We start from the raw sequence: 14,918 nt of genomic DNA, 5'->3' as shown, positions 1-14,918 counted from the left end.
AGTGACCGAATACCCCGTGAGCGCCTCACGCCGGGTCGCGGGCCGCGTCGTCGCGGGGCTTCTGGCCGCCTTCGTCGCCGTCCTGCTCCTCGGCGGCCTGTGGATCGGCGTGCGCGGCGCGATGGCCTACGGCCACGTCGTCGACGCCCGCGCCGCGGCGGCCGATGCCCAGCAGTCGCTGTCCGACCCTGCGCAGGCCGCCGAAGTCATCGACCGGATCTCGGAGCACACCTCCGCGGCCAGGGCGCTCACCGGCGACCCCGTGTGGGCGCTGGCGGCGGGACTCCCCTGGATCGGGCCGCAGCTGGACGCCGTCGCCACCCTCACCCGCACCGCCGATGACGTCGCCACCACCGCGATCGCGCCGCTGGCCGAGGTCGCCACGTCGTTCTCCGTCGACTCGCTGCGGCCGCAGGAGGGCCGGTTCGACGTCGCCGCCCTCGCCGACCTGCACGAGCCCGCCGTCACCAGCGCCGCACGTCTGGCCGCCGCATCCGAGGAAGTGGCCCGGATCCGCCCCGAGAACCTGCTCGCGCCGCTGCGGGAACCGGTGGCGGAGGTGCAGGATCTCTTCGCCGACGTCGCCGTCGGCGCCGACGCGCTGGGGCGGGCGACCGCGCTCATGCCCGCGATGCTGGGGGCCGAAGGGCCGCGCGATTACCTCGTGCTCTTCCAGAACAACGCCGAGTGGCGCTCGCTCGGCGGCATCGCCGGGGCGATGGCGGTCGTGCACACCGAGGACGGCCGCATCTCGCTCAGCGCGCAGGGGTCCACGCGCGACTTCCAGCGGTACGCCGACCCGGTGCTGCCCCTGTCTCCCGAGCTCGAGGAGATCTACGCCCTCCGCCCCGCGCAGTTCGTGCAGAACGTCACGCAGATCCCCGACTTCACCGTCGGCGCGCCTCTTGCCCGCGAGATGTGGCAGCGGGAGTTCGGCAGCCAGCTCAGCGGCGTCGTCGCCGTCGATCCGGTGACGCTGTCCTACCTCCTGCAGGCCACGGGGCCGGTCACCCTCCCCACCGGTGACGTGCTGTCGGCCGAGACGGCCGTGCCGCTGCTGCTGAACGAGGTGTACCAGCGTTACGAGGCGCCCGCCCAGCAGGACGCGTTCTTCGCCGCCGCGACCGCCGCGGTCTTCGACACGCTCTCCTCCGGCACCGCCGACCCCGCCAAGCTCGTCGACGCCCTCGCGCGGGCCGGCAGCGAGCGGCGCCTGTACCTGTGGAACGCCGACGAGGCCGACCAGGCCATCCTCGACGGCACGAGCCTGCAGGGCCGGCTGCCGGAGACGGATGCGGAGGCGACGCGGTTCGGCGTGTACCTCAACGACGGCACCGGCTCGAAGATGGACTACTACATGAACGTCGCGGCATCCGTCGGATGGTGCACCGACACGGAGGGCTCGCCCGACGCGCTGCTGTCGGTGCGGCTGCGCAGCGACGCCCCCGCCGATGCGGCGGCCCTGCCGGACTACATCACCGGCGGCGGCTCCTTCGGCACGCCCGCCGGCACGACCGAGACCGTCGCCTACCTGTACCTCCCGGAGGGCGCCGAGATCGTCGCGGCGCAGCCGGGCGGCACCGCGTCGCAGCCGACCGCGGGGTTCGGCGGTGGCATGCACGAGGGCCGGCGCGTGCTCACGTGGGCGACGAACCTGCTGCCGGGCGAGGAGGCGACGGTCATCGTGCGGGTGCGCACGCCCGCCACCCCCGTCCTGGAAGCCGTCGTGACGCCCACCATGCGCGAGGTGGAATCGGCCGAACTTGCTCCGGGGTGCACGCCTACGGGACAATGAGCCACGCCCACGCGGCACCATCCACATCACCGGAAGCGGCCCGATGAAGAAGTTCCTTCCCCGTCTCGCCGCCGTCACGGCTCTCGCAGCCGGTGCCGTGTTCGCCGTCCCCGGCGTCGCTCTGGCCTACCCCGCCCAGGATGCCGCGAGCATCTCCAGCGCGGTGGTGGAACCCGGTGGCAGCGCGACGCTCTCGGTCGCCGACGGCACGTTCGGAGCGAACGAGTCCGCCACCATCACCGTCACCGGTGAGAACGGCGCCGGCGCGACGTTCGGGATGGTGCGCGCCGCGGTGTCGACCGCGACGTACCGCGACGCCGTCACGAATGCCCAGGGCGGGCTGGACCCCGTGCGCATCTCCTTCCCCGCCGACGCCCGCGGGGCCTACACGATCGCCGTCTTCACGGCCTCCTCGCCCGGCGACACCGTCACGGTGACCGTCAACGGGCTCTCCGCCACCGGGGCGGATTTCGGCCCGTACCTGGGCATCTGGGTCGGCGGCGGGGCGCTCGCGCTCGCGGGCGGGGCCGTCGCCGTGGCCACCGCCGTCGTGCGGCGCCGCCGAGACGCGGCGTAGGCCCGGCGGCGGTCAGGCGACCGCGGCCGCCCGCCCCGACGACACTTCCGCCGTCACGAGGATCGGCAGATGGTCGCTCGATCCCTGCGGCAGCGTGCGGATGTGCTCGATGTCGAACAGGTACGACGTGGCGAAGTCGTAGTGCCCGCGGAAGAACCGGTAGCGCGTGTAGGTGCGGGCATCGCTCAGGGTCAGCTCGTACCCCTGGGCGCGCACCTTCTGTCCCAGGTACTCCTTGAAGACGGGGTAGTTGTAGTCGCCGACCATGAGCGCCGGAAGCCCCTCGCCGAGGTTCTCCAGCTCGGCCAGGGCGGTGCGGATCTGGTGGCGGCGCAGCGAGTTCAGTGCCGTCAGCGGGGCGGCGTGGAAGGAGGCGACGATGATGTCGCGGCCGTGGTCGATGTCGTGCAGCCGCACCCCGAGGAGGCGCTCCTCGGCGGGCTTGAGCACGTAGTCGTGCAGCGACTTCTTCAGCGCCAGCGCGCGCACCTCCACGGGACGGAAGGTGTTCGCGCGGTAGTAGACCGCCAGGCCCAGCCGGTTGCGCTGCGTCGAATCCGCCAGACGCAGTCCGCCGATCTCCTCCGGCATGTCGGTGGTGTCGCATTCCTGCAGGCACAGCACGTCGGCCGCGTGCCCCTCGACCAGATCGACCAGTTCGCCGGCGGCGCGGTGTTTGCGCAGGTTGTACGAGATGACCCTCATGACGATTCCACCCTTGCACACGCAGAGTCGGCACGGAGCCGGTTGACACGACCTTCAGCGTTCCCGAAGGACGCTCACTCCGCGTCGCGGCGGTTGCGGGTCTGCTCCGCCCGTGCCGCCAGCAGGTCGGCCGCGGGGTACCCCACCTCCGCGAGGGTCAGCCCGCGGGCGGCGAGCACCTTCGCCTGCGCCGTGCGCTCCCCCGCATCGCGGATGGCCGCCACGTCGCCCACGCTCAGCCGCCCCTCGCCCACCGCGGCGCACGCGCCCACGAGGGCGCGCACCATGCTGTGGCAGAACGCATCGGCCTTCACCTCCGCCACGAGCACGCCCGCCGCGTCGCGCTGCCACCGGAAATCCAGCAGCGTGCGGATCGTGGTGGCCTTCTCGCGCGGTTTGCAGTAGGCGGCGAAGTCGTGCAGGCCGATGAGCGAGCGGGCCGCCGCATCCATCGCCGCCTCATCCAGGATGCTGCGCACGGTGGTCGTGCGGTGGCGTTCGAGCGGGTCGTACCGGCTCGCCGCATCCGCCAGGCGATAGCGGTACCGCCGCCACACGGCCGAGAACCGCGCGTCGAAGCCGTCGGGAGCCGGGGCGGACTGCCGCACGGTGACGTCGGGATACGCACCGAGGACGCCGCGCAGACGCCCCGCCAGCGCGGCGACCGGGTCGCCGTCCCGCCGCCCCCGGGGCAGGCGCAGGCGCTGCTGCTCGTCGAGGTCGATGTGGGCGACCTGTCCGCTCGCGTGCACGCCCGCATCGGTGCGACCGGCGACGACGAGGCGGGGGGATGTGCCGAGGATGCGGGCGAGGGCGTCTTCGAGCGTGCCCTGCACGGTGCGCAGCCCCGGCTGGGCGGCCCAGCCGCGGAAGTGCGTGCCGTCGTAGGCGATGTCGAGGCGGATGCGCACCCGATCAGCCTAATCGGAGCCCGCGCACGCCTCGTCTAGACTGGCATGTCCCCCGGCCGCGACCTCCGACCCGCACGCCTCTATGACCCTGCCTGCCTCGCCCCGCCCCGCGCGTTTCGCCGGGCTCGACGGGCTCCGCGCGATCGCGGTCGCCCTCGTGATCGTGTACCACCTGTTCCCCGGGTGGGTGTTCGCGGGCGGCTTCGTGGGCGTGGACGTGTTCTTCGTCATCAGCGGGTTCCTGATCACGACGCTCCTGCTGAGCGAGCGGGAGCGCACCGGACGCATCTCCCTGAGCGGGTTCTGGAAGCGCCGGGCCCGCAGGCTCCTGCCCGCGCTGGCGCTCGTGGTGACGGTGTGCGCGAGCGCGGCGTGGCTCGTCGGCGGCGATGTGCTCGCCCGCGTGGGCGCACAGGTCCTGGGCGCGGCGACGTTCGGCTACAACTGGATCTCGCTCGCGGAGGGTTCGAGCTATTTCGCCGCCTCCGCGCCCGAGCTGCTGCGCAACCTCTGGTCGCTCGCGGTGGAGGAGCAGTTCTACGTCGTCTGGCCGCTCCTGCTGCCGCTCGTGCTGCTGCTGCCCTGGCGTGCGGCGCGCGTCGGGCTCGCGCTGGCGGCCGCCGCCGCATCGGCGTGGTGGATGGCCCGCCTCGTGGTCGAGGACGGCGCCGTCACGCGCGCCTACTTCGGCACCGATTCGCACGCGTTCGGCATCCTCATCGGCGTCGCCCTCGCCTTCGCGATGCAGCGGGTGCTGCACGATCCGCCCGCGTGGATGCAGCGGCGGCCGTGGCGCGTGGGAGCCCTCGCAGCCGGCGTCGCCGCCGTCGCCGGGATCGTGTGGGTGGGGACCCTCCCCGCCACCGATTCGGCGGCGACCTTCCCCGGCGCGCTGCTGGCGGCATCCGTGCTGACGGCCGTCGCGATCGCCGCCGGGGTGTGGCCGGGCTCGTGGTTCGGTCGTGGCATCGACGCGGCGCCGCTGCGGTGGATCGGCGACCGCTCCTACGGGCTGTACCTGTGGCACTGGCCCCTCGTGATCCTGCTCGCCGCCGGCAGCGCCCCCGGCGCGGGCGTGCCGGCGGGGACGGGCGTGGTGTCGCTGGCCCTCACCGCCGCCTTCGCCGAGGCGTCGTACCGCTTCGTGGAGACCCCCGTGCGCCGGCACGGGTTCCGCGGCGCCGTGCGCCGGCTCGCAGCATCCCTCACCGGCGGACCGGTGCGGCGCCTGGGCGCCCTGGCCACCGTGACGTGCGCGGTGCTCGTGCTGGGCGGGACCACCGCCGCGATCGCCGGAGCGCCCGCTGCCACCACCGCGCAGAGCGCCGTACAGGCCGGCATCGACGCGCTCCGCGACCAGGAGGCGGCGCCGGCTGCGACACCCGAGCCCGAGCCGACCGCGACGCCGGCGCCCTCCCCCACGCCCGTGCAGGGCGCCGAGATCACCGCCGTCGGCGACTCGGTGATGCTCGCCTCGGCTCCCGCTCTCGTGGAGCGCTTCCCGGGCATCCACGTGGATGCGTCGGTGTCACGGTCGATGTACGCCGCGCCGGGGATCCTCGAGCAGCTGGAGGCCGCCGGCACGCTCCGCCGCTACGTCGTGGTGGCGCTGGGGACGAACGGCTCGATCGAGCGATCCACCCTCCAGCGCATGCGGGAGATCGTCGGCCCCGACCGCATCCTGATCCTCGTGACCGCGCACGCCCCGCGCGACTGGATCGCCGGCGTCAACGAGGAGCTCACGACGTTCGCGCGGATCACCGGCGTGGGGCTGGCCGACTGGGCGGGCGCGGTGGCACCGCGCCCCGACGTGCTCGCCGGCGACGGCATCCACCCCGGCGATGCCGGCGGGGTGCTGTTCGCCGACACGGTCGCGGGAGCCGTGGATGCGGCCGAGGCGCGCCGCGCCGCATCCGCTCAGAAGTGACGGGTGAGCACGCGTGAGCGGTCGGTGGCGGCGAAGCCCAGCCGCTCGTACAGCCCGAGCGCGCCGGTGGGGCTGGCGGTGTCGACATCCAGCACGGCCTTGCGCAGGCCCGCGTCGCGCGCGGCCCCGAGCGTGCGGGCGATCACCGTGGGGGCGTAGCCGCGACCGCGGCGGTCACGGACCACGCCGATGAGGTCGATGTAGGTGTTCGGCTCCCCCAGCGCCGCCCAGTCGTCCTCGTTGACCGACGCCAGGCACAGCGCCACGACGCGGTCGCCCTCCACGAGCAGGCTCGACAGGTCGGGGCGCAGGTACGGGCCGTCCACGAAGGCGCGCCACGTCGCCTCGACCGACGGCAGGCTCCCCCAGTGGTAGCGGAAGGCGTCGTTGCGGGCGGCCAGGACATCCATCGCCCGCTCCGGCGCGTAGGGCACCAGGCGCGTCCCCGCCGGCGCCGCCCGCTCCGGGACGGGGTCGTCGAGGTCGCGGACCATCGTGGTGAACCAGCGTCCGGTGGACAGCCCGATCCGCTCGGCGATGGCCGCGGCATCCGTGGTGCGCTCCTCGGCGTACATCGCCACCTCGCCCGGGATGGGCGCCGGGATCGACCCGAGGTGCTGCAGGGCGCGGTCGTACGCCCACGCGAGGGCCACCGTGCCGATGCCGCGTCGGCGGCGGTCCGGATGCACCGTGCCCTCCAGAATCACCTTGGCCACCGTGTCGCGGGAGGGATGCAGGATGGCGCTGGAGGCGGCCACCAGCTCACCGTCCGCACCGAACGCGAGGACCGTGTCGCGGGACGGATCGATGTGCGGGAGCGTGAAGTGGTCGGCGATCTCCTCACGCGGAACCGTGTACGTGGGGTGATCCACCAGGCCCGCGGCGGCGAAGAGCGCGTGCACCGCGTCGATGTCGTCCGCCGTCGCGCCGCGCCACACCGGCGCCTCCGGATGCTGCGGCGCCGGGAGGCGTTCGGGCGCGTGTACGCGCGCGGACAGGGGTGTGTCGTTCACCGATCCACCCTACGAGGAGACCCCCGTCCGCAGGGACGGGGGTCTCGATCGAATGCGCGACGAGCGGTTACTTCGCGGCGTCCTCGGCGGCGGCCTCTGCGGCTTCGCCCTCCTCGGGCGACTCCGCTCCGGCGTCCGCCTCGGCGGCTGCATCCTCGGCCGGCGCCTCGGCGGCGGGCTCGGTGGCAGCCGGAGCGGCGGCGGCGGGAGCCGACGACGTCTTGGACGACTTCACCTTGGGGGTCATCGGCTCGAGGACGAGCTCGATGACGGCCATCGGCGCGTTGTCACCCTTGCGGTTGCCCACCTTGGTGATGCGGGTGTAGCCACCCGGGCGGTCGGCCACCAGCGGCGCGATCTCGGTGAAGAGGACGTGCACGACCTCCTTGTCGCCGATGACGCTCAGCACCCGGCGGCGCGCGTGCAGGTCGCCGCGCTTGGCGAAGGTGATGAGGCGCTCGGCGAGGGGACGCAGGCGCTTGGCCTTGGTCTCGGTCGTCTTGATCGACTTGTGCGTGAACAGGGCCGCGGCGAGGTTGGCAAGCAGCAGGCGCTCGTGGGCGGGGCCGCCGCCGAGGCGGGGACCCTTCGTGGGCTTGGGCATGTCTCAGTTACTCCTGGAAGGTGTCGTGTCGGGGGGCCGCAGGTCAGACGGTCTCGTCGTCGTAGCCGCCGTAGAACTGGGCGCCGTCGAATCCGGGCACCGAGTCCTTCAGCGACAGACCGAGCGAGGTGAGCTTGTCGCGCACCTCGTCGACCGACTTCTGACCGAAGTTGCGGATGTTCATCAGCTGCGTCTCCGACAGGGCGACGAGCTCCGACACGGTGTTGATGCCCTCGCGCTTGAGGCAGTTGTACGAGCGAACCGACAGATCGAGGTCTTCGATCGGCATGGCCAGCTCGTTGGAGAGGACGGTCTCCACCGGCGGGGGGCCGATCTCGATGCCCTCGGCTTCGACGTTGAGCTCGCGCGCCAGGCCGAACAGCTCGGTCAGGGTGCGACCGGCCGACGCGACGGCGTCACGCGGCGACATCGAGGGCTTGCTCTCGACGTCCAGCACGAGCTTGTCGAAGTCGGTGCGCTCACCGGCACGCGTGGCGTCCACGCGGTAGCTGACCTTCAGCACGGGCGAGTAGATCGAGTCGATCGGGATCTGGCCCGCCTCGGCGTACTCGTTGCGGTTCTGGGTGGCCGAGACGTAGCCGCGGCCACGCTCGATCGTCAGCTCGAGCTCGAACTTGGCGGTGTCGTTGAGGGTCGCGATGACCAGCTCGGGGTTGTGCACCTCGACGCCCGCCGGAGCGGAGATGTCGGCCGCGGTGACTTCGCCCGCACCGGTCTTGCGCAGGTAGGCCGTGATGGGCTCGTCGCGCTCGCTCGAGACGACGAGCTGCTTGATGTTGAGGATGATCTCGGTGACATCCTCCTTCACGCCCGGGATGGTGCTGAACTCGTGCAGCACGCCGTCGATGCGGATGCTGGTGACGGCGGCGCCGGGGATCGACGACAGGAGGCTGCGACGCAGCGCGTTGCCGATCGTGTAACCGAAGCCGGGCTCGAGCGGCTCGATGACGAAGCGGCTGCGGAACTCCCCGATCTTCTCCTCGGTCAGAGTGGGACGCTGTGCGATGAGCACTATGGGTTCCTTTCGATCACGTGCCCGCTATATGACACGTGCGGTGGGTGAGGTGTTGAGTTGTACTCAGGGATGCTGCGGCCACCGCGTCACGCGGGGCCGCAGCATCCGTGCGACGAGGGGTCAGACGCGGCGGCGCTTGGGGGGACGGCAGCCGTTGTGCGCCTGGGGGGTGACGTCCTGGATCGAGCCGACCTCGAGGCCGGCGGCCGTCAGCGAGCGGATCGCGGTCTCGCGACCCGAACCCGGGCCCTTGACGAAGACGTCGACCTTCTTGACGCCGTGCTCCTGCGCCTGGCGGGCGGCGGACTCGGCCGCCATGCCGGCGGCGTACGGGGTCGACTTGCGCGAGCCCTTGAAGCCCACGCCGCCCGACGATGCCCAGCTGATGACCGCGCCGGAGGGGTCGGTGATCGAGACGATGGTGTTGTTGAACGTCGACTTGATGTGGGCGTGGCCCAGCGCGATGTTCTTCTTCTCCTTGCGACGCGGCTTGCGCGCGGCGCTCTTGGCCTGTGCCATGGTGTGCGTTCTCCCTAGATCCTGAGGCGCCGGCGGAGGCCTAGCGCGCCTTCTTCTTGCCGGCGACCGTGCGCTTGGGACCCTTGCGGGTGCGCGCGTTGGTCTTGGTGCGCTGTCCGCGCACGGGAAGGCCGCGGCGGTGGCGGATTCCCTCGTAGGAACCGATCTCGACCTTGCGGCGGATGTCGGCGGCCACCTCGCGGCGAAGGTCACCCTCCACCTTGTAGGTGCCTTCGATGTGGTCGCGCAGGGCGACCAGCTGGTCGTCGGACAGGTCCTTGACGCGCACATCCGGGCTGATGCCGGTGGCCGTGAGGATCTCGGTCGAGCGGGTACGGCCAACGCCGTAGATGTAGGTCAGGGCGATGACCACGCGCTTGTCGCGCGGGATGTCGACGCCGGCGAGACGTGCCATGCGACTCTCCTAGGAGTGTTGTGGAGGTGTGGAGCAGGATCGGTGCCCGGGCCTCCGCCCCGAGGTGTCCCCCGCATCCGCGGGTTCTGATCCTGCCGTTGTGTGTTCAGTTGTGAATCTGGGGGCGTCAGCCCTGGCGCTGCTTGTGGCGCGGGTTGCTCTTGCAGATCACCATCACCCGGCCGTGGCGGCGGATGACCTTGCAGTGATCGCAGATGGGCTTGACGCTGGGGTTGACCTTCATCGTGTTTCCTGTTCGCTGTCTTCGTACCGCGCCGGAGCACGGCCGTTACTTCTCGACCGGTCTAGCGGTAGCGGTAGACGATCCGGCCCCGCGTGAGGTCGTAGGGGCTGAGCTCCACGACGACACGGTCTTCGGGGATGATGCGGATGTAGTTCTGCCGCATCTTGCCGGAGATCGTGGCGAGCACCTTGTGTCCGTTGCTGAGCTCGACGCGGAACATCGCGTTGGGCAGCGCCTCGGAGATGACACCCTCGATCTCGATGACACCGTCTTTCTTCGCCATATACTCGCTATCGCTCGTTGCAGACCGGTCGGTCTGCGGTGGATGGGGATTCGGTGCTGTGACACGCCAATGAAGGCGCAACGCACCAAAGATCAATCATACGTGGTATCGCACCCCCCAGCAAACCGCCCGCTCCCCTCCCCCGCGCGCTCTCCCGCGAGACACCACATCTCGTCCGAAACGCACGGCGTCGCCTGATGTTCCAGCCAGGATGTGGTGTCTCGAGCGGATGCGGCGCTCCTCCCCCGCGCGCGAATCCGAGGATCCATCCACAGATCGCGCGCACACTCGCCGCGCTTCGACCGCGGATCCGAGGATGGCGCCATGTCGCTGCTCGATCCTCACTCCCTCCGCGCCCTGGTGCCGTCCCCGGTCATCCTCTCCGCCGCGCGCGACGAATCCCTGACCGGCGCCCGGCTGCGGGCCTCGAACACGCACGTCCGGGTGCGCCCCGGCGTGTACGCCCGTGCCGACCAGTGGAGCGCCCTGCGCCCGTGGGAGCGGTATCTCGCCCGCGTGCACGCCTACGCCCTGGTCCATCCGGACGCGGTCTTCTGCCTCGAGTCCGCCGCCGCGCTGCTCGGGCTGCCGGTGTTCGGCGAACCCCGCGACATCCACGTCTTCGACATCGGTCGCGCCCGCGGACGCCGGCACGGCGATGTGTGCATCCATGCGAGCGACACCGGACGGGCGATGACGGTGGGCGACCTCATCGTGACCTCGGTCGCCGACACCGCCGTCGATCTGCTGCGGGTCCTGCCACCGGCGTTCGCCCTTGCGGTGGGCGACGCGGCTGCGCGCCATCCGGCCGACCCCTGCACGGCCGACGACCTGCACGCCGTGGCCGGCACGCAGTCGAACCGCCGGGGCCGAGCTCAGCTGGAGTGGGTGTTCGCGCGCATCGACGACCGCGCGGAATCGGTGGGTGAGTCGGTGAGCCGCGCGGTCATCGAATGGTGCGGCTTCCCGACGCCGGTCCTGCAGCAGACCTTCCATTACGAAGGAGCCGAGGACCGCAGCGACTTCTACTTCCCCGACGAGCGGGTCATCGGCGAATCCGACGGGTTCGGGAAGTACCTGTCGGGGCAGGATGCGGCGGATCCCCGCGCCCTACGCAGGGAGAAGGCCCGCGAGGACCGGCTCCGCAGATACGAACGCGGCTTCGCCCGGTGGGACTACGGCGACGCGATGCGGGCGGCTCCGCTGGACGCCAAGCTGCGGATGGCCGGGGTGCCGGCGGTTCGCCCGCCCCAGCACGCCCTGCTCGCGACGCTGCGCGACCATCCTCGCGCGCGCTGAAACACCACACTCCGGCTGAGACCACCGGCGACGCCTGGTGCTTCAGCCGAAAAGTGGTGTCTCGGCGCTCAGTTGAAGCGGGAGACGATGTCGCGCTCGGGATCGCCGGTCAGGTCGGTCTGGTTGGACAGGACCTCTCCGTTGACCGCGATCGTCGGGGTGGCGACACCGGAGGCGCCCTCCTGCACCGGCGTCTCGCGGGTCATCGCGGTGACGAAGCGCTTGTACGTGCCGTCGGTGATGCACTCGGCGACGGCGTCGGATGCTCCGGCCCCCTGTGCGATCGCGATGATCTCGTCGTCGGTCATGCCGGTCCCGCCCTCGCTCGGCTGGTTGGCGTACATCGCCTGCACGAACGGGAGCACGTTGTCGGGGTCGTCCTCGGCGACGCAGTAGGCCGCGGACGCCGCCCGCGTGGAGTACTCCGTCCCTCCGGAGGCGCGGTCAAGGATCGAGACGGGGTGGATGTTGAGGGTGATCGTGCCGTCGGCGGCGAGGTCGGCGAGGGTCGGGCCGTAGGCCTGCTCGAACGACGCGCACGCCGGGCACATGAAGTCGACGTAGGTGTCGACGGTGTCTGGTCCGTCGCCCACCGAGATGGCGCCGGTGGATGCATCCACCGCGGGGCTGTCCGGTGCCTCACCGGCGGAGTTGGCCAGGGCGTTGCCCCACCACACCGCGGCGCCGATGCCGATGAGCACCACCACCACCGCGATGCTGATGCCGATTGCGAACCAGTTGACCTTGCGTTGCGCCACGATCTATCCGATCTCCGTCGGGACCACACCGAAGGGTGCGAGCTTGTCCGCGCCCCCGTCGGGGGCCGTGAGCACCCAGATGCCTCCATCGTGCACTGCGACGCTATGTTCCCAGTGTGAGCCGTCTGAACGATCGATGGTCGAGACCGTCCAGCCGTCGTCCTCGACGAAGGTCTCCTGGTCGCCGGCGACGACCATCGGCTCGATCGCGACGGCCAGCCCCGGCCGGACGGGCGCTCCGGGCTCGGCCGTGCGGTAGTTGAACACGCTCGGCGACTCGTGCATCTTGCGGCCGATGCCGTGCCCGACGTAGTCGCGCAGGATGCCGTAGGAGCCGGTCGCCGGGCTGTGGGCCTCGATGTACTCCTGGATCGCCGCGCCCACCTCGCCCAGATGCGATGCCGTCGCCAGCCGCGCGATGCCGGCCCACAGCGACCCCTCGGTCACATCCGACAGCCGCTGACGCGCGGCGACGAGGTCGGCCGGCGCATCACCGGGGACGACCACGCTGATCGCGGAGTCGCCGTTCCAGCCGCGGAGCTCGGCGCCGGCGTCGATCGACACCAGGTCGCCGGCCTGCAGCGCCCGGTCGCCGGGGATCCCGTGCACGACCTGCTCGTTGACCGAGGCGCAGATCGTGTGCCGGTACCCGCGCACCATCTGGAAGTTCGAGCGCGCACCGCGGGAGCGGATGACACGGGATGCCTCGGCGTCGAGGTCGAGCGTCGTGACACCCGGCGCGATCATCGCGCGCACGGCATCCAGCGCCGCGGCGGTGATGAGCCCGGGCTCGATCATCGACCGCAGCTGCGCGGCGGACTTGTAGGCGGAGGAGCGGAAAGCCACGTCAGACCGCGGCGGAGCGGGCGAACCCGCGCACCTCGAGCGCGGCGAAGATGCGCACGGTCACCTCGTCCAGCGAACCGACGCCGTCGATCTCGTCGACGATGCCGCGCGTGCCGTACACGCCGAGGATCGGCGCGGTCTCGGATTCGTAGATCGCCAGGCGCTGCGCGATGGCCTCTTCGGTGTCGTCGGCGCGGCCCTGCTCCTGCGCGCGCTTGCGCAGGCGCAGCATCGACTCCTCGCGCGGCACCACGAGCGCCAGCACGGCATCGAGGCTCTCGCCGCGGCCCTCGAGGAATTCGTCGAGGTTCATCACCTGGCTGAGGTTGCGCGGGTATCCGTCCAGGAGGAACCCGTCCGCGGCATCCTCCTTCGACAGCCGGTCACGCACGACGGCGCCGGTGAGCTCGTCGGGCACGAGGCGGCCGGCGTCGATGATCTCCTGGACCTGCAGGCCCAGCTCGGTGCCCCCCGCGACGTTCGCGCGGAAGACGTCGCCGGTGGAGACCACGGGGATGCCGAAGGCCTCGGCGATGCGGGCACCCTGGGTGCCCTTCCCCGAGCCCTGGGGGCCGACGATGAGGAGACGGAGGGGACGAGCCATCAGCGGAGGAGCCCTTCGTAGTGACGCTGCTGCAGCTGGGCGTCGATCTGCTTCACCGTCTCCAGGCCCACACCGACGATGATGAGGATCGAGGCGCCGCCGAACGGGAAGTTCTGGTTGGCGCCGACCGTCGCCAGGGCGATGAGCGGCAGGAGCGCGATGAGGCCCAGGTAGATCGAGCCGGGCAGCGTGATGCGGGTGAGGACGTAGTCGAGGTATTCGGCGGTGGGCCGGCCGGCGCGGATGCCGGGGATGAACCCGCCGTAGCGCTTCATGTTGTCGGCGACATCGACCGGGTTGAAGGTGATCGCGACGTAGAAGTACGTGAAGCCGATGATCAGCAGGAAGTACACCAGCATGTACAGCGGCGAGTCGCCCGTGGTGAAGTACTGCGAGATCCACGCGACCCAGCCGGGCACTTCCTCGCCCGCCTGCGGCTGGTTGAACTGCGCGATGAGGGCGGGGATGTACAGCAGCGACGAGGCGAAGATGACGGGCACGACACCGGCCATGTTCACCTTGATCGGGATGTAGGTGTTGGTGCCGCCGTACGTGCGTCGCCCCACCATCCGCTTGGCGTACTGCACCGGGATGCGCCGCTGGGACTGTTCCACGAAGACCACGAGAGCGACCACGAGGATTCCGACGGCCAGCACCAGGAGGAAGATCTCGAAGCTGCGGGCCTGCCAGATCGACCACATCGCGGCCGGGAAGGTCGCGGCGATGGAGGTGAAGATGAGGATCGACATGCCGTTGCCGACGCCGCGCTCGGTGACGAGCTCGGCGAACCACATGATGAGGCCGGTGCCGGCGGTCATCGTGATGATCATGAGCAGCTGCGCCCACCACACGTCGTTGGTGAGGACGTTCTCGCACTCGGGGATGCCGGTGACGCCGAACAGCTGGCCGCTGCGGGCGACGGTGACCAGGGTCGTGGACTGCAGCAGCGCGAGGGCGATCGTGAGGTACCGCGTGTACTGCGTCAGGCGCGCCTGGCCGGACTGGCCCTCCTTGTAGAGGGTCTCGAAGTGCGGGATCACCACGCGCAGCAGCTGCACGATGATCGTCGCCGTGATGTAGGGCATGACACCCAGGGCGAAGATCGACAGCTGCAGCAGGGCGCCGCCGGAGAACAGGTTCACCAGCGAGAGCAGGCCCTCGGTGCCGCCGGACTGCGCGAGGCAGGACTGCACGTTCGGGAAATCGACGAACGGGGCCGGAATGTGCGCACCGAACCGGTAGATGGCGATCACACCCAGGGTGAAGCCGATCTTGCGTCGCAGATCAGGCGTGCGGAATACCCGCGCAATGGCGCTGAACAAGTGGATTCCTCCAGAACGGTTCCGGCGCGCCGAGGCGCACAGACGACCAGCGTAACCCAG

General features: G+C 71.0%; 17 protein-coding genes. 4 read left to right on the top strand and 13 right to left on the bottom strand.

What is annotated here, in order from left to right:
* The first annotated feature begins 1 nt into the window (after nt 1).
* A complete protein-coding gene (locus F6J85_RS02690) occupies nt 2–1,795 on the top strand; it encodes a DUF4012 domain-containing protein (protein WP_150923716.1) in 1,794 nt (597 codons plus the stop codon).
* Nucleotides 1,796–1,838: 43 nt separating this feature from the next.
* Nucleotides 1,839–2,372: a cell wall protein gene (locus tag F6J85_RS02685; RefSeq protein WP_150923715.1), complete on the top strand. Its 534-nt coding sequence runs from the start codon at nt 1,839–1,841 to the stop codon at nt 2,370–2,372.
* Between the two features lie 12 nt (nt 2,373–2,384).
* On the opposite strand, the gene F6J85_RS02680 is transcribed toward F6J85_RS02685, so the two are convergent.
* Together F6J85_RS02680 and truA are read right to left on the bottom strand one after the other, a co-directional pair.
* Nucleotides 2,385–3,077, bottom strand: coding sequence for an endonuclease/exonuclease/phosphatase family protein (locus F6J85_RS02680; RefSeq protein ID WP_150917528.1), 693 nt, complete (start codon nt 3,075–3,077; stop codon nt 2,385–2,387).
* A 74-nt stretch (nt 3,078–3,151) separates the two neighbouring features.
* Nucleotides 3,152–3,988 (bottom strand): tRNA pseudouridine(38-40) synthase TruA, encoded by an 837-nt coding sequence (gene truA / locus F6J85_RS02675; protein WP_150923714.1) that lies wholly within the window; start codon nt 3,986–3,988, stop codon nt 3,152–3,154.
* Between the two features lie 82 nt (nt 3,989–4,070).
* Between truA and F6J85_RS02670 the strand changes: the two genes are divergently transcribed.
* Entirely contained in the window at nt 4,071–5,915 is a 1,845-nt protein-coding gene (locus tag F6J85_RS02670) for an acyltransferase family protein (protein WP_150923713.1), read from the top strand.
* On the opposite strand, the gene F6J85_RS02665 is transcribed toward F6J85_RS02670, so the two are convergent.
* The 7 genes from F6J85_RS02665 to infA all read right to left on the bottom strand — a co-directional run bounded on the left by F6J85_RS02665 (nt 5,906) and on the right by infA (nt 10,029).
* Nucleotides 5,906–6,928, bottom strand: coding sequence for a GNAT family N-acetyltransferase (locus F6J85_RS02665; protein WP_150923712.1), 1,023 nt, complete (start codon nt 6,926–6,928; stop codon nt 5,906–5,908). The two genes, F6J85_RS02670 and F6J85_RS02665, sit on opposite strands and share 10 nt — an antisense overlap.
* A gap of 67 nt (nt 6,929–6,995) precedes the next feature.
* On the bottom strand, nt 6,996–7,532 hold the full coding sequence (rplQ, locus tag F6J85_RS02660; protein ID WP_150923711.1) for a 50S ribosomal protein L17: 537 nt from the start codon (nt 7,530–7,532) through the stop codon (nt 6,996–6,998).
* 43 nt (nt 7,533–7,575) lie between these two features.
* Complete coding sequence (locus F6J85_RS02655; protein WP_150917513.1) at nt 7,576–8,565, bottom strand: DNA-directed RNA polymerase subunit alpha; 990 nt, start codon at nt 8,563–8,565, stop codon at nt 7,576–7,578.
* A gap of 123 nt (nt 8,566–8,688) precedes the next feature.
* The gene (rpsK, locus tag F6J85_RS02650) at nt 8,689–9,087 is read right to left on the bottom strand and encodes a 30S ribosomal protein S11 (protein WP_023954078.1); all 399 of its coding nucleotides are present in this window, start codon (nt 9,085–9,087) and stop codon (nt 8,689–8,691) included.
* 40 nt (nt 9,088–9,127) lie between these two features.
* Nucleotides 9,128–9,502: a 30S ribosomal protein S13 gene (gene rpsM, locus F6J85_RS02645; RefSeq protein WP_150923710.1), complete on the bottom strand. Its 375-nt coding sequence runs from the start codon at nt 9,500–9,502 to the stop codon at nt 9,128–9,130.
* A 127-nt stretch (nt 9,503–9,629) separates the two neighbouring features.
* Nucleotides 9,630–9,746, bottom strand: coding sequence for a 50S ribosomal protein L36 (rpmJ, locus tag F6J85_RS02640; RefSeq protein WP_005050492.1), 117 nt, complete (start codon nt 9,744–9,746; stop codon nt 9,630–9,632).
* 61 nt (nt 9,747–9,807) lie between these two features.
* Nucleotides 9,808–10,029, bottom strand: coding sequence for a translation initiation factor IF-1 (infA, locus tag F6J85_RS02635; RefSeq protein WP_017201569.1), 222 nt, complete (start codon nt 10,027–10,029; stop codon nt 9,808–9,810).
* Between the two features lie 324 nt (nt 10,030–10,353).
* Between infA and F6J85_RS02630 the strand changes: the two genes are divergently transcribed.
* Nucleotides 10,354–11,328, top strand: a complete 975-nt coding sequence (locus tag F6J85_RS02630; protein WP_150923709.1) for a hypothetical protein — start codon at nt 10,354–10,356, stop codon at nt 11,326–11,328.
* Nucleotides 11,329–11,396: 68 nt separating this feature from the next.
* Here F6J85_RS02630 and F6J85_RS02625 read toward each other — a convergent pair whose 3' ends face one another.
* Genes F6J85_RS02625 through secY form a run of 4 tightly spaced genes read right to left on the bottom strand, consistent with a single transcriptional unit; the run spans nt 11,397 to nt 14,858 of the window.
* Nucleotides 11,397–12,086: a DsbA family protein gene (locus F6J85_RS02625; protein ID WP_150923708.1), complete on the bottom strand. Its 690-nt coding sequence runs from the start codon at nt 12,084–12,086 to the stop codon at nt 11,397–11,399.
* Between the two features lie 3 nt (nt 12,087–12,089).
* A complete protein-coding gene (gene map / locus F6J85_RS02620) occupies nt 12,090–12,932 on the bottom strand; it encodes a type I methionyl aminopeptidase (protein WP_150923707.1) in 843 nt (280 codons plus the stop codon).
* A 1-nt stretch (nt 12,933) separates the two neighbouring features.
* Entirely contained in the window at nt 12,934–13,536 is a 603-nt protein-coding gene (locus F6J85_RS02615) for an adenylate kinase (protein ID WP_191906715.1), read from the bottom strand.
* Nucleotides 13,536–14,858: a preprotein translocase subunit SecY gene (gene secY / locus F6J85_RS02610; protein WP_150920662.1), complete on the bottom strand. Its 1,323-nt coding sequence runs from the start codon at nt 14,856–14,858 to the stop codon at nt 13,536–13,538. Before secY ends, F6J85_RS02615 begins: the two co-directional genes overlap by 1 nt.
* Between the last annotated feature and the right edge of the window lie 60 nt (nt 14,859–14,918).

It is taken from the genome of Microbacterium lushaniae (assembly GCF_008727775.1).
GTDB lineage: Bacteria > Actinomycetota > Actinomycetes > Actinomycetales > Microbacteriaceae > Microbacterium > Microbacterium lushaniae.
Note: the sequence above shows the minus strand (reverse complement) of the source record. Positions and strands in the feature narration are given on the sequence as shown.

Bases quoted from the DNA above. Each gene is read 5' to 3' on its own strand.
- F6J85_RS02670 (WP_150923713.1), top strand. From the start codon at position 4,071: ATGACCCTGCCTGCCTCGCCCCGCCCCGCGCGTTTCGCCGGGCTCGAC.
- F6J85_RS02685 (WP_150923715.1), top strand. From the start codon at position 1,839: ATGAAGAAGTTCCTTCCCCGTCTCGCCGCCGTCACGGCTCTCGCAGCC.
- rplQ (WP_150923711.1), bottom strand. From the start codon at position 7,532: ATGCCCAAGCCCACGAAGGGTCCCCGCCTCGGCGGCGGCCCCGCCCAC.
- rpmJ (WP_005050492.1), bottom strand. From the start codon at position 9,746: ATGAAGGTCAACCCCAGCGTCAAGCCCATCTGCGATCACTGCAAGGTC.
- rpsK (WP_023954078.1), bottom strand. From the start codon at position 9,087: ATGGCACAGGCCAAGAGCGCCGCGCGCAAGCCGCGTCGCAAGGAGAAG.
- F6J85_RS02680 (WP_150917528.1), bottom strand. From the start codon at position 3,077: ATGAGGGTCATCTCGTACAACCTGCGCAAACACCGCGCCGCCGGCGAA.
- rpsM (WP_150923710.1), bottom strand. From the start codon at position 9,502: ATGGCACGTCTCGCCGGCGTCGACATCCCGCGCGACAAGCGCGTGGTC.
- F6J85_RS02630 (WP_150923709.1), top strand. From the start codon at position 10,354: ATGTCGCTGCTCGATCCTCACTCCCTCCGCGCCCTGGTGCCGTCCCCG.
- F6J85_RS02615 (WP_191906715.1), bottom strand. From the start codon at position 13,536: ATGGCTCGTCCCCTCCGTCTCCTCATCGTCGGCCCCCAGGGCTCGGGG.
- infA (WP_017201569.1), bottom strand. From the start codon at position 10,029: ATGGCGAAGAAAGACGGTGTCATCGAGATCGAGGGTGTCATCTCCGAG.